General features: G+C 72.8%; 14 protein-coding genes. 1 reads left to right on the top strand and 13 read right to left on the bottom strand.

Features of this window, described 5'->3' with window-relative positions; all coding sequences use genetic code 11:
* Nucleotides 1-5: 5 nt before the first annotated feature.
* The 13 genes from BLS95_RS11285 to BLS95_RS11225 form a co-directional block, all read right to left on the bottom strand.
* A complete protein-coding gene (locus BLS95_RS11285; RefSeq protein WP_090930847.1) occupies nucleotides 6-1,388 on the bottom strand; it encodes an alkaline phosphatase family protein in 1,383 nt (460 codons plus the stop codon).
* On the bottom strand, nucleotides 1,385-2,494 hold the full coding sequence (gene eboE, locus BLS95_RS11280) for a metabolite traffic protein EboE (protein ID WP_090930846.1): 1,110 nt from the start codon (nucleotides 2,492-2,494) through the stop codon (nucleotides 1,385-1,387). The genes BLS95_RS11285 and eboE overlap by 4 nt, the downstream gene beginning before the upstream one ends.
* Nucleotides 2,494-3,366: a TatD family hydrolase gene (locus BLS95_RS11275; RefSeq protein ID WP_090930845.1), complete on the bottom strand. Its 873-nt coding sequence runs from the start codon at nucleotides 3,364-3,366 to the stop codon at nucleotides 2,494-2,496. Before BLS95_RS11275 ends, eboE begins: the two co-directional genes overlap by 1 nt.
* On the bottom strand, nucleotides 3,366-4,025 hold the full coding sequence (locus BLS95_RS11270) for an EboA domain-containing protein (RefSeq protein ID WP_176993130.1): 660 nt from the start codon (nucleotides 4,023-4,025) through the stop codon (nucleotides 3,366-3,368). The genes BLS95_RS11275 and BLS95_RS11270 overlap by 1 nt, the downstream gene beginning before the upstream one ends.
* Complete coding sequence (locus BLS95_RS11265; protein WP_090930844.1) at nucleotides 4,025-4,957, bottom strand: sugar phosphate isomerase/epimerase family protein; 933 nt, start codon at nucleotides 4,955-4,957, stop codon at nucleotides 4,025-4,027. Before BLS95_RS11265 ends, BLS95_RS11270 begins: the two co-directional genes overlap by 1 nt.
* Complete coding sequence (locus BLS95_RS11260; protein WP_090930843.1) at nucleotides 4,954-5,961, bottom strand: SCO3242 family prenyltransferase; 1,008 nt, start codon at nucleotides 5,959-5,961, stop codon at nucleotides 4,954-4,956. The genes BLS95_RS11265 and BLS95_RS11260 overlap by 4 nt, the downstream gene beginning before the upstream one ends.
* Entirely contained in the window at nucleotides 5,954-7,165 is a 1,212-nt protein-coding gene (locus BLS95_RS11255) for an inositol-3-phosphate synthase (protein ID WP_090930842.1), read from the bottom strand. Before BLS95_RS11255 ends, BLS95_RS11260 begins: the two co-directional genes overlap by 8 nt.
* Before the next feature lie 135 nt (nucleotides 7,166-7,300).
* A complete protein-coding gene (locus BLS95_RS11250; RefSeq protein WP_090930841.1) occupies nucleotides 7,301-9,010 on the bottom strand; it encodes a ThuA domain-containing protein in 1,710 nt (569 codons plus the stop codon).
* Nucleotides 9,011-9,044: 34 nt separating this feature from the next.
* Complete coding sequence (locus BLS95_RS11245; protein WP_090930840.1) at nucleotides 9,045-11,849, bottom strand: carbohydrate-binding protein; 2,805 nt, start codon at nucleotides 11,847-11,849, stop codon at nucleotides 9,045-9,047.
* A gap of 559 nt (nucleotides 11,850-12,408) precedes the next feature.
* Nucleotides 12,409-13,551, bottom strand: a complete 1,143-nt coding sequence (locus BLS95_RS11240; RefSeq protein ID WP_090931036.1) for an ROK family transcriptional regulator — start codon at nucleotides 13,549-13,551, stop codon at nucleotides 12,409-12,411.
* A gap of 171 nt (nucleotides 13,552-13,722) precedes the next feature.
* The gene (locus BLS95_RS11235; protein ID WP_090930839.1) at nucleotides 13,723-15,036 is read right to left on the bottom strand and encodes a hypothetical protein; all 1,314 of its coding nucleotides are present in this window, start codon (nucleotides 15,034-15,036) and stop codon (nucleotides 13,723-13,725) included.
* Nucleotides 15,037-15,042: 6 nt separating this feature from the next.
* Nucleotides 15,043-15,429, bottom strand: coding sequence for a hypothetical protein (locus BLS95_RS11230; protein ID WP_090930838.1), 387 nt, complete (start codon nucleotides 15,427-15,429; stop codon nucleotides 15,043-15,045).
* Nucleotides 15,430-15,466: 37 nt separating this feature from the next.
* Entirely contained in the window at nucleotides 15,467-16,306 is an 840-nt protein-coding gene (locus BLS95_RS11225) for a copper resistance CopC family protein (protein ID WP_090930837.1), read from the bottom strand.
* A gap of 360 nt (nucleotides 16,307-16,666) precedes the next feature.
* Between BLS95_RS11225 and BLS95_RS11220 the strand changes: the two genes are divergently transcribed.
* The gene (locus BLS95_RS11220) at nucleotides 16,667-17,917 is read left to right on the top strand and encodes an ROK family protein (RefSeq protein ID WP_090930836.1); all 1,251 of its coding nucleotides are present in this window, start codon (nucleotides 16,667-16,669) and stop codon (nucleotides 17,915-17,917) included.
* Nucleotides 17,918-17,926: the final 9 nt, after the last annotated feature.

Here is a 17,926-nt window from a genome sequence, read left to right as displayed (position 1 = left end):
CGGGCTCACCCTGTTCTCGTCGCGAGCTCCAGCAGGAAGTCCTTCACCTCGGTGGCGGCCAGGCCGGACCGCTCGGCGGACGGGTCGGAGCAGAGCAGCACCGGGGCGTCGGCGGGGTCGGCGGGGAGCCGGCCGTGCGAGCCGCGTACCGCCCGCGCGCCGGCGTCCAGGCCGACCACGTTCATCAGATAGCGCAGGCCGGCCTTCTTGCGCATCAGCGCCACGGCCGCCCGGCGCTTGGCCGCCGCCGGTGCCGCCGGGTCGAAGAACAGCTCGGCCGGGTCGTAGCCGGGTTTGCGGTGGATGTCGACGAGGCGGGCGAAGTCCGGCGCGGCGGTGTCGTCGAGCCAGTAGTAGTAGGTGAACCAGGCGTCCGGCTCGGCGACCAGTACGAGCTCGCCGGAGCGAGGATGGTCGAGGCCGTGCGCCGCCTTGCCGGTCTCGTCCAGCACCTCGGCCACGCCGGGCAGCTCGGCGCACCGCTTCGCCACGGCGGGCACGTCGCCGGGGTCGCGGACGTACACGTGCGCCACCTGGTGATCGGCCACGGCGAACGCGCGTGACGTCCACGGGTCGAGGTATTCCATGCCGTCCTGCCGGTACACGCGCAGCAGCCCCTCGGCCCGCAGGGCGCGGTTGACGTCGACGGGGGTGGAGACGTCGGTGATGCCGTACTCCGACAGCACGACCACGGTCGCGTCGCGGGCCGCGGCCGCCGCCAGCAGCGGGGCGAGCACCTCGTCCACGGCGGCCGCCGCGGTGGCCGCCTGCGGCGCCGACGGGCCGAACCGCTGAAGGTCGTAGTCGAGGTGCGGGACGTAGACCAGGGTCAGATCGGGCTGGTGGGCGGCCATGACGCGCTGCGCCGCCCGGCAGATCCACCGCGAGGACGGCAGCCCGGCGCCCGGCCCCCAGTACGTGAACAGCGGGAAGGTGCCGAGGGCGGAGGTCAGGTCGTCGTGCAGCTCGGGCGGGTCGGTGTAGCAGTCGGCCTCCTTGCGGCCGTCGGCGTAGTAGATGGGGCGGGGGGTGACGGTCCAGTTGACGTCCGCGCCCATGGCGTACCACCAGCAGATGTTGGCCACCGTGTAGCCCGGCTGCCGCCGGCGCGCGGCCTGCCACAACTTCTCGCCGCCGACCAGCGCGTTGTGCTGCCGCCACAGCAGCACCTCGCCCAGCTCGCGGAAGTACCAGCCGTTGCCGACGATGCCGTGCCCGGCCGGGGTGGCGCCGGTCAGGAACGTCGATTGCACGGTGCAGGTGACCGCGGGCAGCACGGTGCCGAGCGGGGCCTGGAATCCCTGCTCGGCCACGGCCCGCAGGCTCGGCATGTGTTCGAGCAGCCGTGGCGTCAACCCGACGACGTCCAGCACGACCAGGGGTTTCATCGGCTCACCTCCGCGGGGAGCAGGGATCGGGCGACGGCCAGCTCGGCGGCGATGCCGCGGGCCAGCGCGGCCGCGTCGCGGGGCCGCTGCTCGGGTGGCAGCACGTCCCAGGTGTAGGTCTCCACGTCGAAGTGGTCGCAGGCCGGTTCGGGCCCGGCGAGCAGCTCGCGTACGGCGGCTCGCAGCAGCGGCATCGTGGAGGTGAGCGGGGCTGCGGGCGCCGCGTGCAGCGGGACGTGGTAGTGGACGCGCCACGGGCCGGGCAGCCGCTCGCCCAGCGCCTGGTCCAGGTCGTCCGCGGCGACGCCCAGCGACGACCTGGTCTGGTGCAGGAACCGCGGTTCGACGTAGGCACGCAGCGCTTCGGCGGCGGCGGCCGGATCGGCGGCTTCCAGGGCCGCGGACAACTGGACCTTGACCACCGGCAGCCCGGCGGCCCGCAGCCGGTCGAGCGCGGCGGCGGGCTCCTCCCACGCGACGGCCAGATGCGCGAGGTCCAGGCACACGCCCAGCCATCGGGTGTCGATGCCGGACAGCAGCGCCGCGGCCTGGGCGGTGTTCTCGACGACGCAGCCGGGCTCGGGCTCGAACCCCACCCGCACCGGGCGGCCCGTGGCCGCGGCGAGGTCATCGAGGCCCCGCGCCAGCTCGTCCAGGTGCCGCCGCGCGGCGTCGGCGCGCGCGTGGTCCCAGGGCAGGCGCCAGGCCAGCGGCAAGGTGGACACCGAGCCGCGGGCCGCGCCGTCCGGCAGCAGGTCGGCCAGGACCCGGGCCAGGTCGAGGGTGTACGTCAGGCGCTGCCGGCTCGTCCAGTCCGGATGGTAGACGGCGTGCTTGACGACGGGCGCGTGGAAGGCTCGGTGCGGGAACCCGTTGAGAGTCACCACCTCCAGGCCCCGGACGTCGAGCTCCCGGCGCAACCGGCGGCGCAGTCCCGCGTCGGCGGCCAGTTCGGCGGCGGCCGGGGCGGGCAGCCACAGCCCGAGGCCGAGCACGTCGGCCGCCAGCTCGCGCCGGACGGCGACCGCGTAGGTGTCGAACTGCGCGAGGATGCCGGCCAGGTCCTCGGCCGGATGGACGTTGGTGCAGTAGCTCAGGTGGAGCATCAGGCGCCCCCGCGCAGGATCGAGTTGCCGGCGAACGTGGCGCCCCCGCCAGCGGCTACGGCCTCGCCGGGGTCGGTTTCCGGCAGGGACAACCGTCCGGACCGGCCGTAGAACTCGACGGGGTTGCGCCACAACACCCGGTCGACGTCGTCCTCGGTGAAACCGCCGTCGAGCATCGCCTCGGCCGTACGCACCGTCAGCAGCGGATCGGAGCGGCCCCAGTCGGCGGCCGAGTTGACCAGCACCCGCTCCAGCCCGTACCGGCGCAGGATCTCCACCATCCGGGGCGGCGACATCTTGGTGTCCGGGTAGATGGAGAAGCCCAGCCACACCCCGGCGTCGCGGGCCCTGGCGACGGTGACCTCGTTGAGGTGGTCGAGGGTCACGAGGGCCGGGTCGATGCCGGACTCGGCGACGACGGCGAGGCTGCGCTCGACGCCCCGTTCCTTGTCCCGGTGCGGGGTGTGGACCAGCGCGGGCAGGTCGTGCTCCAGGGCGAGCGCGAGCTGCGCGGCGAACACCTCGTCCTCCTCCGGCGTCATCGAGTCGTAGCCGATCTCGCCGACCGCCACCACCCCGTCCTTTTCCAGGTAGCGGGGCAGCAGGTCGAGAACGGGCCGGCAGCGCGGGTCGTTGGCCTCCTTGGGGTTCAGCGCGATGGTGGCGTGGTGGTGGATGCCGAACTGGCTCGCCCGGAACGGCTCCCAGCCGACCAGCGCGTCGAAGTAGTCGGCGAACGAGCCGGGGTTGGTACGCGGCTGGCCCAGCCAGAAGGCCGGTTCGACCACCGCCCGCACCCCGGCCGCGGCCATGCGCTCATAGTCGTCGGTGGTGCGCGAGGTCATGTGGATGTGGGAATCGAAGATGCGCATCAGCCCTCCTTGTCCTGCTCCAGCGGGGCGATCCGATGAGGTACGGCCAGGTCCGGCGCGGCGACCAGGTCCAGCACGGCCAGGGCGTCGGCCGGCACCGGCCGCCCGGCCGCGCGGCGTTCGCGGGCGAAACCGTCGAGCATCGCGGCCAGCTCGGCGTCCGCCCGCTCGTCCAGGCCGTGCACCCGCTGCAGCGGCACGCCCATGAACACGCACTTGAGCACGCCCTGCCGCCAGGCCGCGTCGTCCAGGCGGGCCGCGTACGGGCCGAGCGCGGCGGCCACCAGCCGGGGATCGTTCGTGCGCAGCGCGTCGCCCAGCAGGGGCACGGCCGCGTCACCGATGGGCAGCAGCGGCAGCGCCTTCAGCACGGCCAGCTTCTCGCCCGCGTCCCCCTGCCGGTACGCGGCCTCGACCGCGGCGGGCAGCCGGTCCGGCGGCAGCGCGGCGAGCAGCAGCGCCCGCGCGGCCTGATCGGCGCTCCACCCGGGTGCCTCCCGTAAGGGTGCCCGCCCGCAGTGCCGGCCCGCGGCCGGGAACAGCCGCTCCAGCGCGTCGGGGTCGGTCATGAGGCGTGCCACGGCCGAGGCGAGCCACCCGCCGGTGTCCAGGGCACCGTGCTGGGCGAGTGCGCCGCGCAGGCCGTCCAGAGTCGTCATCACTCCTCCTTCCGAGTCACCAGGTCAGCCCGCGCCGATACCACCGAGCCGATGCCGACCTGGGGCAATGTCACCGGCCGCTGCCGTCCTGCGGCGGCGGCTCGGCGCAGGAAGTCGATCGATCGCGCCGCCACCGCCGGTGCGGCGTGCGCGTGGCGGGGCAGCTCCACCGACACCAGCCCGCGGTATCCGGCGGCGGCGAGCGCGTCCAGCACCGGCGGGAAGTCGATCTCGCCCTCGCCGAACTCCAGGTGCTCGTGCACACCCCGCCGCATGTCGTCGATCTGCACGTTGACCAGGTGCGGCGCCGCCACGGTGACGCACTCGGGCACGGACAGCGGTTCCAGGCAGCGGCAGTGCCCGATGTCCAGGGTGATGCCGAAGCCGGCCGGGCGGCCCAGGTCGGCGTGCAGCCGCCGCCAGTCCGCGAGATCGGCGACCAGCATGCCGGGCTCCGGCTCGAACCCGAGCGTCACGCCCGCCGCCGCGGCCACCTCCACGATCTCGGCGCAGCCGCGCACCAGCCGGTCCCACGCGTCGGGCAGCCCGGGCGGGGACACGCCCGCCCAGCAGGAGACGGCCTCCGCGCCCAGGTCGGCGCCCACCCGCACGGCCCTGCGCAGGTACTCCAGGCGTCGCGCCGGGTCGTCGTCCAGCAGCGTCGGCGCGTGCTTGTGCCAGGGGTCCATCAGGTAGCGGGCACCGGTCTCGATCACCACGGCCAGGCCCAGCCGGTCGAGGTCCGCGGCCACCCGCGCGGTACGCCGGGCCAGGCCGGGGGCGAAGGGGTCCAGGTGGCAGGTGTCGAGGGTCAGGGCGACGCCGTCGTAGCCCAGGTCCGCGATGACGGCCAGCGCTTCGGGCAGCCGGTGGTTGGTGAAACCGTTCGTGCCGTAGCCGAAGCGCGGGCGCGGGTCCGCCGATGCCGTCATGTCGGGGACACCTTCCTGGCCAGCCGGCGTGCCAGGAACGCGGCGGCGGCCACGCTCAGCCCGGCCACGGGGGCACCGGCGCGTGCGGCCAGCGCACCCTGCAGCAGCGGTAGTTGGGTGATGCCGGCGCTGACCGCGCCGCGCACACGCTCCGGGGAGGGGTCCACGAGCGCCCGCACCTGAGCGGCCCCGTACCGGACCGCATACCCCGCGGCCAACACCCCGGCCACCCCCGGCCCGCCAGAAGACCCCACCCGACGCCCGATCCCGGCCGCCACCCCTGCCCAACGGCTCAGGAAGGCCGCCACGCCCACCTCGTGCTCCGGAGCGGTCGCCGAGCCCTGATGGGTGGCGCGGGTGGCGCCGGGGGCGGGGGTGGTGGTTGCGGCGGTGGCGAGGGTGCCGGCGAGGGTCAGCGCGGGGAGGGTTCGGCTGGTGCCGGAGACTTCGTGCCGGGACAGGGTCGTCACCATGTACGTGTGCGCCGCCACCGTCAGCGCCGCGGGCACCGCGCTGGCGACGGCGCCGCCTGCCCCGGGTGGCGCCGATCGGCCACCGCAGGCGCCCAGCAGCACGTCGAGCCCGCGGCAGGCGGCCATCGTCGCCGGCCCGGCCCGGGTGCCCTTGGCCCGCAGGTCGTACGCCCACACGGCGCCGGCCAGCGGCAGCGCGAACGCGGCGGCGCGCCGCCCGCCGGTCGCCACCGCGAGCGCCAGCCCGGCCGCGGTCAGGCCCGCCGCCACGGTCACCGCCTGGCCCGGGCTGATCCTGCCGGACGGGATCGGCCGTTCCGGCCGCTCGCGGGCGTCGAGCTCGCGGTCGGCCCAGTCGTTGGCGGCCATTCCGCCCCAGTACAGGCAGACCGAGGCCGCGATCAGTCCGAGCGTCGCGGGGCGCAGCGTGCCGGCCGCCGCCGCCCCGGCCACGGCGTCACCGGGCACCGACAGCGCGGCCGGGGCCCGGACCAGTTCGGCGAGGTCACGCCAGCTCGGCCGGTCAGCCATCGGCCAGCCCCCGCACGAACCGCGCCAGCACGGCCCACTGCTCGGCCAACGCGTGCGAGATCGCCTGCGGGACCCTGTCGCGCGGATCCTGCTGGCCCTCGGGCGAATCTTGAGGGCCTGTGGGTGGGTCGTCGTCGCCGAGTGGATCCTTGAAGAAGAAGGCCAGCTCGCTCAGCGCCCCGGTACGCCCGGCGGCGTGCGCGGCCGCGGTGAGCCTGGCCAGGTCCAGGACCAGGGGCGCGGCCAGCGCCGAGTCGCAGCCGTGCCAGGTGAACTCCATCCGCATCGCCGTGCCCAGGAACCCGGTGAACGTGATCAGGTCCCAGGCCGTCTTGAAGTCGCCGAGGTCGTCCACGAACTCGATGAGGGTGGTGCCCTGCGGCTGGTAGCCGAGGGTCTCGGCCAGCACCCGCTGCTTGCTGGCGGCCTTGGCGGCGTTCGCGGCCGGGTCGGCGAGGTTGGCGCCGTCGCCGCCGCCCAGCAGGTTGGTACCGGACCACGTACGCACCCGCAGGTGGCGCATGGCGAACATGGGGGCCAGTACGGACTTGACGAGGGTCTCGCCGGTCTTGCCGTCGCGGCCGGCGTACGGCACGCCCGCCCGGACTGCCAGGTCGCGCAGGGCCGGCAGGCGGGCGCCGGTGGAGGGGGTGAAGTCGACGAAGGGGCAGCCCGCGGTGAACGCGGCGTAGGCGTTGAGCGCGCTCGGCGGCAGCACGTCGCCGGGCAGGGCGAGTGCGGCTTCGAGGGCGGCCAGGTCGGCGTGGGCCGGATGGGGTGGCGGGGCGGGTTCGGTGGAGGCCACGTTGATGACGACGACCCGGTCGAGGCCGTGCCGCCGCCGGAAGTCGTCGATGTCGGCGGCGATGAGGCGCGCGGCCTCGGCCTGGCAGCCGGCTGTCGGCACGGGGCGCAGCTCGTCCTGGACGGCGGCCAGGTCGGCCTCCACGGCGGCGGTGATCCGCGCGGGCAGGACACCGGCCGCGACCAGCGCCTCCGCCTTCTTGCTCAGCGGCGTGGTGGTGATGTCGTGGCCGCCGAAGACGAGGTCGGCCAGGGCGGGCAGGGCGGGGCTGCGGAGATCGGGAAGTTCGGTGACGCAGCCGTACGGCTCGGTCAGTCCAGCGCGCAGCGCCGCGGCACCGACGATGGTGGTCACCGCGACCGATCCGCGGGCCCCGATCAACCAGATTCCGGTACTCATGCAGCTCTCCCTAACCCTTGTGCTGTGCGTGTGATATCGATCCCGGCGGCCGAGCGCCGGGGCTCGTCGTGCAGGCCCCGGGGCCGCCCGGGGCCGGGGGCGGGTCCGGGCCGGTGCCCGGACCCGCCGCCGCGATCAGTTGTTGCCGTAGACCTCGAAGGAGAACAGGGAGTAACCCCAGGGCGTGCCCCGGGTGGTGCCGTAGATGCGGACGTAACGGGTGGAGGCGTTCAGACCGGTGTTGTCGTCCTCACCACCGTTCCCGCCCGTCACCGTGCGGATGGTGGTCCACGGCGCGCTGCCGTTGGGCGAGGTCTGGATCTGGTACGCCGACCCGTAGGCGGCCTCCCACAACAACCGCACCCGGTTGATCGTGTACGTGGCACCCAGATCCACCTGAATCCACTGCGGATCGGAGAACGCACTCGACCACCGCGTCGTCGCCGAGGCGTCCACCGCCGCCGAGGCCGGGTACGCGCCCGACTCGGTGCTGGAGGCGGTGGCCGGCTTGTTCAGCGCCAGGTTGGAGACCGGTGGCTGCGTGCCCGCCGGCTTGATCCGGACGTTGCGGAAGGCGACCTGGTCGGCGGCGCCGTGGTTCTGCAGGCCGACGTACCCGTCCAGGTTGCGGTTGGGATCGGTGTTGGTGAAGTCGTTGATCAGGGCCCCGTTGAGGTACACGCGGATGCGCTGACCCTCGACGAGGATCTCGAAGGTGTTCCACTCTCCCGGCGGGTTGAGCGCGGCGTCCCGGGCGGCCAGGTCGGCGGACTTGAATCCGTAGATGGCGCCGGTGGTGCGGTCCGGGGTGTCGCTCGCGTCGATCTGGATCTCGTACCCCTGGTTGACGGCGATGTTCGGGTCGCCGCCGGGGTTGGGGAAGCCGACGAAGATGCCGGAGTTGCTGTCCCCGGTGAGCTTCCAGTCGGCCTTCAGCGAGTACGAGGTGTATTGCTGGGCGTTGTACCAGAACAGGCCCATGCCGCCGGAGGAGGTCAGCGTGGCGTCGGAGTTGGCGAAGCTGCCGGGACCTGACTGGGACCAGCCGCTGGTCGAGCCGTTGTAGAGGGCGGTGTAACCGGTCTCGGGCCGGCAGTCGGCCTTGGCCCGGTTGGCCGCGTACCGGATGCCGCCGAGCAGTTGGGCACGGAAGCCGGCCTCGGCGTAGGACTGCTGGGTGTGGCCGAAGCCGGTGTAGAACGAACGCCCGCTGTCGATGGTCTTGCACCAGGTGATCGGGTGGTCACCACCCATCGAGCCGCCGGAGTAGGACGACTCGTCGAGGGTCGCGAGCACGCGGGCGCTGCTGCGCGGGTTGGTCTGGTAGTTGTACAGCTCGTCGGAGCGGGTCCAGGTCTGCGGCAGGTGAGCGGTGGCCGGGTGGGCCCGGTTCTCGGTCCTGGAGTTGACCTGCTGGATCGCCGGGTGGCTGGCGAAGTACGCGCCGACGAGCTGGCCGTAGAAGGGCCAGCCGTACTCGGTGTCGGCGGCGGCGTGCACGCCCACGTAGCCGCCGCCACCGCGGACGTAGGACTCGAACGCGGTCTGCTGGGTCGCGTTGAGCACGTCTCCGGTGGTGCTGAGGAAGACGACGGTCTCGTACTGGGCGAGGTTCGCCGTGGTGAAGGCGGCCGCGTCCTCGGTGGCGGTGACCGTGAAGGAGTTGGCCGCGCCGAGGTCGCGGATGGTCTGGATGCCGACCGGGATCGAGTCGTGCCGGAACCCGGCGGTCTTGGAGAAGACCAGGACGTCGTACGGGGCGTCGGCGGCCGCCGCAGGGGCGGCGTGTAAGGTGCCAGCGGCCAGGGCGATGGCGGCGCTCACACTCGCCAAGAGTCTGCGCATGGATCCTCCAGTAGCTGCGGTGCTGGCGTGGTGCTCAGTTGCTGCCGTAGACCTCGAACGAGAACAGGGAGTAGCCCCAGCCCGTGCCCCGGGCGGTGCCGTAGATGCGGACGTAGCGGGTGGAGGCGTTCAGACCGGTGTTGTCGTCCTCACCGCCGTTGCCGCCGGTCACCGTGCGGATGGTGGTCCAGGGCGCGCTGCCGTTGGGCGACGTCTGGATCTGGTACGCCGACCCGTAGGCGGCCTCCCACAGCAGGCGGACCCGGTTGATCGTGTACGTGGCACCCAGGTCGACCTGGATCCACTGCGGATCGGAGAACGCGCTCGCCCACCGCGTCGTCGCCGAGGCGTCCACCGCCGCCGAGGCCGGATAGGCGGCCGCTTCCGTGCTGGAGGCGGTCGCCGGCTTGTTCAGCGCGAGGTTCGTGGCGGGCGGCTGGCTGCCGCCGTTGAGGGTGAAGCTGTCGAGGTCGAACAGCGATCCCGCACCACCGGTGAAGACCAGGAACAGGTTCGACATGCTCGCCGGCGCGGTGATGGTGCCGGTGACGTTGGCCCAGGTCTCCCAGCCTCCGGTGGGCGCGACCGTGGCCGAGCCGAGCACCGTACCGGTCGCCGAGCCGGCGCGCAGCGTCAGCGTGCCACCCGCACCGGCCGAGGCGACCCGGGCGGTGAAGGAGGTGACCCCGGTCAGGTTGTACGGCGTGAAGGAGATCCAGTCACCGTTGTCGATGTAGCCGACCGCGTTGCCGCCGTTGGCCGAGGCCTTGGCCACGATGGTCACGCCCTGCTGGGCGCTGTAGTGCTCGGCCTGGCGGATGCGCGGCTGGAGCACGGCCTGCTGCCCGTGGATGGCCGTGGTCGAGCCGGGCGGCGTGTACTCGGCATCGAAGACGCCGAAGATGTTGGCATTGGGGTCGTGCTCACCGTCGTTGGTGGTCTGGACGGTGCCCGAGCAGCCGGTCGCGCTGGTCAGGGCGTGGCCGTGGCTGTCGTGGCCGAGGATGTAGGTGAGCTTGACCCGGCTGCAGTCGACGGTCGGATTGTTCGGATCGCTGACGCTGATCTGGAACGGGATCGCGTCGCCGAAGTTGAACACCCGCCCGTTGAGCGGAAGGCTCAGGGTGACCGTCGGCTGGCCGACGCTGATGGCGACGCTGGCTGTGGAACTGCGGCCGGTGCTGTCGGTCACCGTCAGCGTCGCGGTGAACTGGCCGTTGGAGGTGTAGGTGAAGGTCGGGTTGGCGGCGGTGGAGTCGGTGCTGCCGTTGGTGGTGAAGTCCCAGGCGTAGGTGATGGGGTTGCCGTCCGGGTCGGTGGTGCCGGCGGAGCTGAACTGCACGGCGAGCGGCGCGTTGCCGGTCTTCGGGTTGGCGTTGGCCACCGCGATCGGGGCCTGACCGGTGCCGTCGTTGTACTCGATGCGGTAGACGGCGGAGTTGGCGTCGCCGCCGAACCAGCCGGTGCCGTAGTCGAGCACGTACAGGGCGCCGTCCGGCCCGAACTCCAGGTCCATCACCTGCGTGCCGGTGAAGGCGGGGAAGGACTCGATCGTGCCGACCCCACCGGCGGCGGTCACGGTGGCCGTCTTGATCCACCGTCGGCCGAACTCGCCGAGGAACACCTTGCCGTCCATGGCCTGCGGGAACTTCACGTCCGAGGCGAGGGCGGCGTTGTAGCGGTAGACCGGGCCGCCCATCGGCGACAGGCTGCCGCAGCACAGCTCCGGCCGGTCCTGCCCGGCCCCGTACGGGAGCCAGGCCGCCCGCGAGGCGGGAAGCTGGGTGAGGCCGGTGTTGTTCGGCGAGTTGTTCGTCGGCCCGCCGGCGCAGTTGTACGCCGCGCCCGACGGCCCACTCGGGAAGGTGAACTCGACGTAGGGCACGTTGAACTGCGAGCAGTACGGCCAGCCGTAGTTGCCGGGCTGGGTGATGCGCTCGAACGACACCGAGGCGGCCGGGCCGCGCGTCGCGCTGGCCGTGCCGGAGTCGGGTCCGTAGTCGCCCAGGTAGACGATGCCGGTCGCGCGGTCCACGCTCATCCGGAACGGGTTGCGGAAGCCCATGGCGTAGATCTCGGGCCGGGTGTTGGCGGTGCCGGGGGCGAACATGTTGCCCGCCGGGATCGTGTAGCCGCCGGTGGCGCCGGGCTTGATCCGCAGCACCTTGCCGCGCAGGTCATTGGTGTTGCCGGAGGTGCGCTGCGCGTCGAAGGCCGGGTTGCGGTCGGCGCGCTCGTCGATCGGCGTGTAGCCGCTGGAGTCGAACGGGTTGGTGTCGTCACCGGTGGACAGATACAGGTTGCCGGCCGCGTCGAAGTCGATGTCGCCGCCGACGTGGCAGCACATGCCACGGCTGGTGGGCACGTCCATGATGGTGACGGCCGAGGACGCGCTGATCGTGTGGTCGGCGTTGACCGTGTAGCGGGCCAGCCGGTTCACGCCGTTGAACGGGGCGAACTGGGCCGCGGTGCCGGTGGCGGGCGCGTCGCCGCCCGGGGTGCTCAGCGGCGGGGCGTAGTAGACGTAGACCCATCGGTTGGAAGCGAAGTTCGGGTCGGCCTTGATGCTCTGCAGGCCCTCCTCGTCGTGGGTGTACACCGGGATGGTGAGCGCCACCTTGGTGTTGCCCAGCACGTCGGTGTAGCGGATCGTGCCGTCACGCGAGGTGTGCAGGACGCCCCGGTTGGGCAGGACGGTCAGGCCCATCGGCTCACCGGTCTCGGCCACGCCCTTGGCCAGCGTCACCTGGGTGTAGCCGGCCGCCACGGCCGGGGAGGGCGCGACGAGGCCGAAGGTGGCCACGATGATCGCGATGCATAAAGCCAGTCTTCGTAACATGATCGGTGCTTCCGCTTCCTGTCGAAGGACTTCCAGACAGGCGTGCGCCGCTCACGCCGACGACGCGGCCCGATGGGGGCGTCGTTCCCGGCATGCCGCCGACCTCGCCGAGTGATCGCCGGCAGTTTGCCGGTCGTGCGTCAGTGCTGCTCTTGCGCTTGAGGGGACGTTTGGGATGGCATGGTGACCATGGAGGGGACGCCCCGCTCGTCGGCCGGGTGGAGTCGGTACCCGGTGGGCGCCGGTACCGGCGGCGCCCAGCGGTCTCCGCCGGCGTGACGAGCGGGGCCAGGCCGTCAGGGTGGTCGGCGTCCGCCCTGGCGGCCCTGCTCTTCCCCTTCTGTGCGATCAGTCAGATGCGCGGGGTGGTGACGCGGCTTGGCGAGGCCGCCCCGCCGATCGTCAGCCGGGTGCGGGCGGCGCGCTCAGTGGTGTCATGACAACCTCCAGGCGGTGGGTGAGGGGGGTGTGGGGGGTGTGGACATCGCTTCGGCCGCCACTGGGCGGGTGCCCAGGTGCGGGCCGGGGGGCCGCCGGCCGAATCGTGCTCGTCCGGCGGTCATGACGCCTCCTCGAAGGCGAGGTCGCTGGCCAGGAAGCTCGCGCCCGCGACGCCGGCGCGGGTGCCGAGCTCGGACAGCACGACAGGTAGGTTGCCGGTGGCCAGGGGCAGCGAGCGCCGGTAGACGACGCTGCGGATCTCGGCGAGCAGGACGCTGCCCAGCCCGGTCAGCCCGCCCCCGATCACGATCATGGACGGGTTGATGAAGCTGACCAGTCCGGCCAGCACGCCGCCGAGCCGCCGGCCGCCCTCCCGGATGAGCTGGAGGGAGACGGCGTCGCCGCCGGCCGCGCACTCGGCCACGTCCTTGGCGCTCACCGAGCCCTGGAGGGCCAGGCGCCGCGCCAGGGCGGGCGAGGAGCCGGAGCGCGCGGCGGACGTGGCCTCCCGCTCCAGCGCGATACCGCTGAACAGCGCCTCCAGGCAGCCGATGCTGCCGCAGGTGCAGACCGGGTCGTGCGGTTGGACCTGAATGTGGCCGATGTCGCCGGCGCAGCCGTCCGAGCCTCGGTAGAGCTCGCCGCCGAGGAAGATGCCGCAGCCGACGCCGCTGCCGAGCTTGACGAAGAGCAGGCTCTCGGCGGAACGGGCGACGCCGCCGTAGCGCTCCCCCACGGCCATGATGTTGACGTCGTTGTCCACGACCACCGGGCAGTTGTGCTCGTGGGCCAGCAGGCGGCGTACCGGGTAGCGGTCCCAGCCCGGCATGATCGGGGGCGAGACGGGGACTCCGTCCCTGAAGCTGACGGGGCCGGGCACTCCGATGCCGATACCGTGGAGGCGCTGGTAGGCGCCCTCGGCGCGGAGCTTGGCCAGGATGTCGCCGACCCGGCTCAGCACCGCCTGCGGGCCGGAGCGGATGTCGGCGGCCTCGCTGTAGGCCGCGACCGGCTCCAGCCGGCCGTCGGTGATCTCGACGTCGATCGAGGTGATCCCGAGGTCGACGCCCGCGAAGCGGAGACCGGGGTGGAGTTCGACGAAGGGGGAGCGCCGCCCGCCGCGGGACGGATCGGCCTCACGGACGAGTTCGCCGGCCATCAGCCGATCGAGTTCGGCCATCACCCGGGGGCGGGACAGGTTGAGCCGGTTGCCGAGATCGGCGCGGGACAGCGGTCCCTCGTCTCTCAATAGGCGGAGCATGCGGCGGTGGAAGTCCAATTCGCTACACCTCCTGCCACTTTCAACATCTATGCGGCTGGTTGTGCCGCAAGATTAAAGTGTTACGTCCATGTTGTCCATATGTTTCGTTCGTACATCTGAACTTTTGTCTTGACTCGTTGAAAGGTCGGTTCAGGCTGGCGCTTCCGCTGGTCAGGCGGCGAAAAGCAGCAGCAGGCCGGTGGCGGTGTAGAGCAGCATGAGCAGCATCAGCGGCAACTGGCCCACCACCGCGGTACGGCGTTCGAACAGCCGCAACGCCCGGTCGTGAGCGAGTACGGTGCCGAAGACGTGACCCAGGACGATCACGGTCACCTGCAGCAGCGCGATCCCCGCCGGCGAGGTCCCGAACGCCTGGACCGGCCACGACCGGGTGCCCAGCCAGTCCGCCCCCGTGCCGAGCGGGTCGGAGAGCAGGGCGAGCGTGCGCTGGCCCTCCAGCACGAGGAGCGTGAAGTAGTGGGCCACCAGGTAGCCGACGGCGATGGGGACGATGGAGTGGGCCAGCTCGCCGGCGAGCTGATCCGGCGGCCAGCGGCCGAGCCGGGCGGCCAGCCCGGTGGCGCCCCGGTAGGCGGCGAGCACCAGGCCGATCACCGCCGCCAGGCCCACCGTGCCGAGCACGGGGGCCGGGGCCCATCCGCCTTGCAGGACGCGTACCCAGGTCGGGGCGTTGGACACGCTGTCGTACATGGTGGAGCCCAGCATCACCACGGCGTACGCGACCAGTCCCGGAGCAGGCCGCAGGCCGGCGATGCCGTCGAGCGGGTGCCGCCGGACCAGCCTCCCGTCGCGCCGTCGCGCCACCACGGCCAGCCGCCCGATCATGGCGCTGTAGACCTCGAAGGCGTCGCCCCGGTCGAACCAGCCGGACCCGTACACGGTCGCGCCCGCCAGCATGGCGACGGCGTAGGCGCCGAGCCAGCCGCCGAGGACCGGCAGGCTCACTCGGTTCGGCGCCACTAGTTCCAGCCAGACGAAGGCGAACAGCCCGCAGGTCGCGGGCCAGTAGCCGAGCCGGGCGGGCAGCTCGCGCAGCCCGCGCCGCGGGTCCCGCCGTAGCGCCATGCAGGCCAGCAGGTGCAGGGTACGAAGCGGGTTCAGGGCCCGCCAGACGGGACCGAACAGCAGCGACAGCGGTAGCAGGCCGACCCAGAACAGCACGTACACGACCCCGGCCGTGGGGTTGTCCGCGGTGTCGGGACCGGCGAAGCCGAGGGCGAAATAGGCGGCGGCGACCAGTCCGGCCACCCGCCAGGCCCAGGCCCAGGCGGGTGCGGCCACGACCCGCTGCGCGAACGCGGGCAACGGCGGCGCGTCCCGGAGGTCGGCGCCCAGCCGCGGCTCGCGCCAGAGCGCGCCGAGTGCCCCGAAGGACAGCGCGAGAGCGAGGAGGGCTCCGGTCAGCGCGAGGCCGAACGGGATGGGCAGGTCCTGTCGTCCACCGATGCCGTGCGCGAGCCACATGACCGATCACCTGACGAGGAGCTGGAACAGTTGCAGGTCCTGCTCGTGCGTCTCGACCTCGAACAGGCCGGTGACGTCGGCCGCGAAGCCGACGGAGGCGGCGATGCCCGGCAGCAGGGTCGCGGACTTGTCGTACCCGTGCACGTGCACCATGTCGCTGACGTCGCTGGTGACGGTGAGGCGGACGGCCTGGCCGCGGGCGACCTCGATCCGGCCCGGGGCGGGCGTGACGGTGCCGCCCGCGATGGACACCGTGATCGTCTTGACGGTCTCCGTGCCGGGGGCGGTGGCGGCCGGCGCCTCGGCGGCGCACGCCACCGGGCCGGTGAGCAACAGGACGAGCAGTGCGACGAACGGGCGCGGGGAGTGGTGTGACCGGGGGGTGACGGACATGAGGAGCTCCAGGGCTGGTCAGCGGCGCTCGCGCCGTTTACTGCGAGGTGCGACTGGAGGAAGTGCCGGCATCAGCCGGGCGCTGAGGGCCGGGTGGTGCGGGGCCGGCCTGCGGACCCGGTGGTGCGGGGCCGGGTGGGGTGCCGCTCGGGCGGCGGCGGGCGACCCCGGCGAGCAGGACGGCGGCCCCGAGGAGCAGCAGCGCGGGGAACACCCAGGCGGACACGTCCGTACCGGCCTCCGGGCCGGGCGCCGAACCGGCGGCCGATGCGGCCGTGGACGGCGGCGCCGGCCCGGCCGAGGCGGGCGCGGTCGGGGCCTGGCCCGGTGCGCCGCGCACGCGGCCGACCGCGGCGGCGAGTTCGGGGCTGGGCCGGTCGGCGGGGGCGCGCCAGCCGGGTGGGGCGGGCGTGGTGGGGCCGGTGTAGGTGAAGCGGACCTCACCTTTGACCTCCTCACCGTCGGAGGCCACCGTGTGGTAACGCACCACGTACCGGCCCTGGCCCGGCCAGTAGCCCACCGGTACCTTCGCCGGGAACCCGGCGTGGAACAGCTGTGGCTGCCACGAGCCGTTGATGAGCTGGTACTCGCGCACCGGCTCATCGAGGCGGAACGGCTCGGCATGCGACCAGGGCCGGTCGACCCGATCCCCGTTCGGAGCGGTCACGGTGAAGTAGGCGAACGGGGCGGGCTTCTCGGTGAAGGCCAGCGACACCGCCTCCAGCGGCTCGGCCAGCCTGCCGCCGTCGGCCGGGGTGGAGACGGCGAGCCGTCCGTGGGCGAAGGCGGGTCTCGCCCCGCCGGCCACGACGCTCAGGAGGAGGGCGGCCAGCCCCAGGACGGCACCGGCCAGTAATCGGGATGCAACGCGGTCCATGGCATACCCCCGAACGGGGTGGAAACTTTCACCGGAGGCTAACCCTTCAGTCTCGATCTGAACAGAACTTTCGACGGCCGTAAACGAAACCCCGTCAAGGGGTGAGACCGACGAGCGAGGCCCGAGGGCGGTGACACGAACCCGGCCGTGACACCCGCTACCTGGTGAAAGAGCCGGTGCGGGCGGCTCCAGTCCCGTGACGGCACCTGAGCTGCGGACGGTTGGCAGGGACCTGACTTCTCACAATTTCGACAGAATGATGGTTGATCGGGGAAGAAGGTCTTTCCTGCGGTGGCGGAAGCAGGTACGTTCCCCCCGACACCGGTTTGCGCCGAGCAGCGCTGCACCGAGGAGTGGTGGGTGAAGTCGAACCGGCCGGAGAACTCCCATCAGGCCGCACTGCTGCGCGTGCTGCGGGACGGCCCCCGCTCACGGGCCGAGCTCGCGGACCTCATCGCGATCCCCTCCGCCTCGGGCGGTTTCCCGGTGAGCGTGCTGCCGGTCAGCGGCATTCACCCGCACCCGGGCCGGATGTCGCGCTCCAAGCTCAACTCCGAGCTGGACCGGCTGGTCGGGCTGGGGCTGATCGAGCTCGACGGGCTGGCGGCCTCGCGGGGCGGCCGCCGCTCCAGCCAGGTACGGCTGTCGCGCAACACCCGCTTCGCGGGCATCGACATCGGGGCGACCTCGGTCGACGTGGCCGTCACCGACGGCGAGCTGCGCGTGCTGGGGCACGTGAACGAGCCGTGCGACATCAGGCTCGGCCCCGCGCACGTGCTCGACCGGGTGCTCGCCCTGGCCGCCAAGCTGCGCGAGCAGGGCCTGTTCAGCCAGTTGCACGGCGCCGGGATCGGGGTGCCGGGGCCGGTGAGCTTCGCCGAAGGGGTCCCGGTCGCGCCGCCGATCATGCCGGGCTGGGACCGGTATCCCATGCGGGAGACGGTCAGCCAGGAGCTCGGCTGCCCCGCCCTGCTGGACAACGACGTCAACATCATGGCGCTCGGCGAACTGCACGCCGGGGTGGCCCGGCAGGTCGGCGACTTCCTGCTGCTCAAGATCGGCACCGGCATCGGCTGCGGCATCGTCGTCGACGGCAAGATCTACCGCGGCGTCTCAGGCAGCGCGGGCGACATCGGGCACATGCGGGTCGACGAGCTCGGCCCGGTGTGCGCGTGCGGCAACACCGGCTGCCTGGAGGCGTACTTCGGCGGTGCCGCCCTGGCCGCCCAGGCGCAGGTCGTGGCCCGCTCGGGCCGCTCGCCCTTCCTGTCGGAACGCCTGACCGCGACCGGCAGGCTGTCCGCCGAGGACGTCGCCGCGGCCGCCACGCAGGGCGACGCGGCGGCCATCCAGCTCATCAGGGACGGCGGCCGCCGGGTGGGTCAGGTCCTCGCGGGCCTGGTCAGCTTCTTCAACCCCGGGCTGGTGATCATCGCGGGTGGGGTGTCCCAGCTGGGCCACGTGCTGCTCGCCGAGATCCGCAGCGTCGTCTACCGCCGCTCGCTGCCGCTGGCGACCGGCAACCTGCCCATCGTCCTGTCCGAACTGGAGGACACCGCCGGGGTCGTCGGCGCGGCCCGCCTCATCAGCGATCACGTCTACTCCGCCTGACCCCCGGCT

The organism is Nonomuraea jiangxiensis, from assembly GCF_900099965.1.
GTDB lineage: Bacteria > Actinomycetota > Actinomycetes > Streptosporangiales > Streptosporangiaceae > Nonomuraea > Nonomuraea jiangxiensis.
Note: the sequence above shows the minus strand (reverse complement) of the source record. Positions and strands in the feature narration are given on the sequence as shown.

Excerpts from the sequence above, each read along its gene's own strand:
- BLS95_RS11285 (WP_090930847.1), bottom strand. The coding sequence starts at position 1,388 with ATGAAACCCCTGGTCGTGCTGGACGTCGTCGGGTTGACGCCACGGCTG.
- eboE (WP_090930846.1), bottom strand. The coding sequence starts at position 2,494 with ATGCTCCACCTGAGCTACTGCACCAACGTCCATCCGGCCGAGGACCTG.
- BLS95_RS11275 (WP_090930845.1), bottom strand. The coding sequence starts at position 3,366 with ATGCGCATCTTCGATTCCCACATCCACATGACCTCGCGCACCACCGAC.
- BLS95_RS11270 (WP_176993130.1), bottom strand. The coding sequence starts at position 4,025 with ATGACGACTCTGGACGGCCTGCGCGGCGCACTCGCCCAGCACGGTGCC.
- BLS95_RS11265 (WP_090930844.1), bottom strand. The coding sequence starts at position 4,957 with ATGACGGCATCGGCGGACCCGCGCCCGCGCTTCGGCTACGGCACGAAC.
- BLS95_RS11260 (WP_090930843.1), bottom strand. The coding sequence starts at position 5,961 with ATGGCTGACCGGCCGAGCTGGCGTGACCTCGCCGAACTGGTCCGGGCC.
- BLS95_RS11255 (WP_090930842.1), bottom strand. The coding sequence starts at position 7,165 with ATGAGTACCGGAATCTGGTTGATCGGGGCCCGCGGATCGGTCGCGGTG.
- BLS95_RS11250 (WP_090930841.1), bottom strand. The coding sequence starts at position 9,010 with ATGCGCAGACTCTTGGCGAGTGTGAGCGCCGCCATCGCCCTGGCCGCT.
- BLS95_RS11245 (WP_090930840.1), bottom strand. The coding sequence starts at position 11,849 with ATGTTACGAAGACTGGCTTTATGCATCGCGATCATCGTGGCCACCTTC.
- BLS95_RS11240 (WP_090931036.1), bottom strand. The coding sequence starts at position 13,551 with ATGCTCCGCCTATTGAGAGACGAGGGACCGCTGTCCCGCGCCGATCTC.
- BLS95_RS11235 (WP_090930839.1), bottom strand. The coding sequence starts at position 15,036 with ATGTGGCTCGCGCACGGCATCGGTGGACGACAGGACCTGCCCATCCCG.
- BLS95_RS11230 (WP_090930838.1), bottom strand. The coding sequence starts at position 15,429 with ATGTCCGTCACCCCCCGGTCACACCACTCCCCGCGCCCGTTCGTCGCA.
- BLS95_RS11225 (WP_090930837.1), bottom strand. The coding sequence starts at position 16,306 with ATGGACCGCGTTGCATCCCGATTACTGGCCGGTGCCGTCCTGGGGCTG.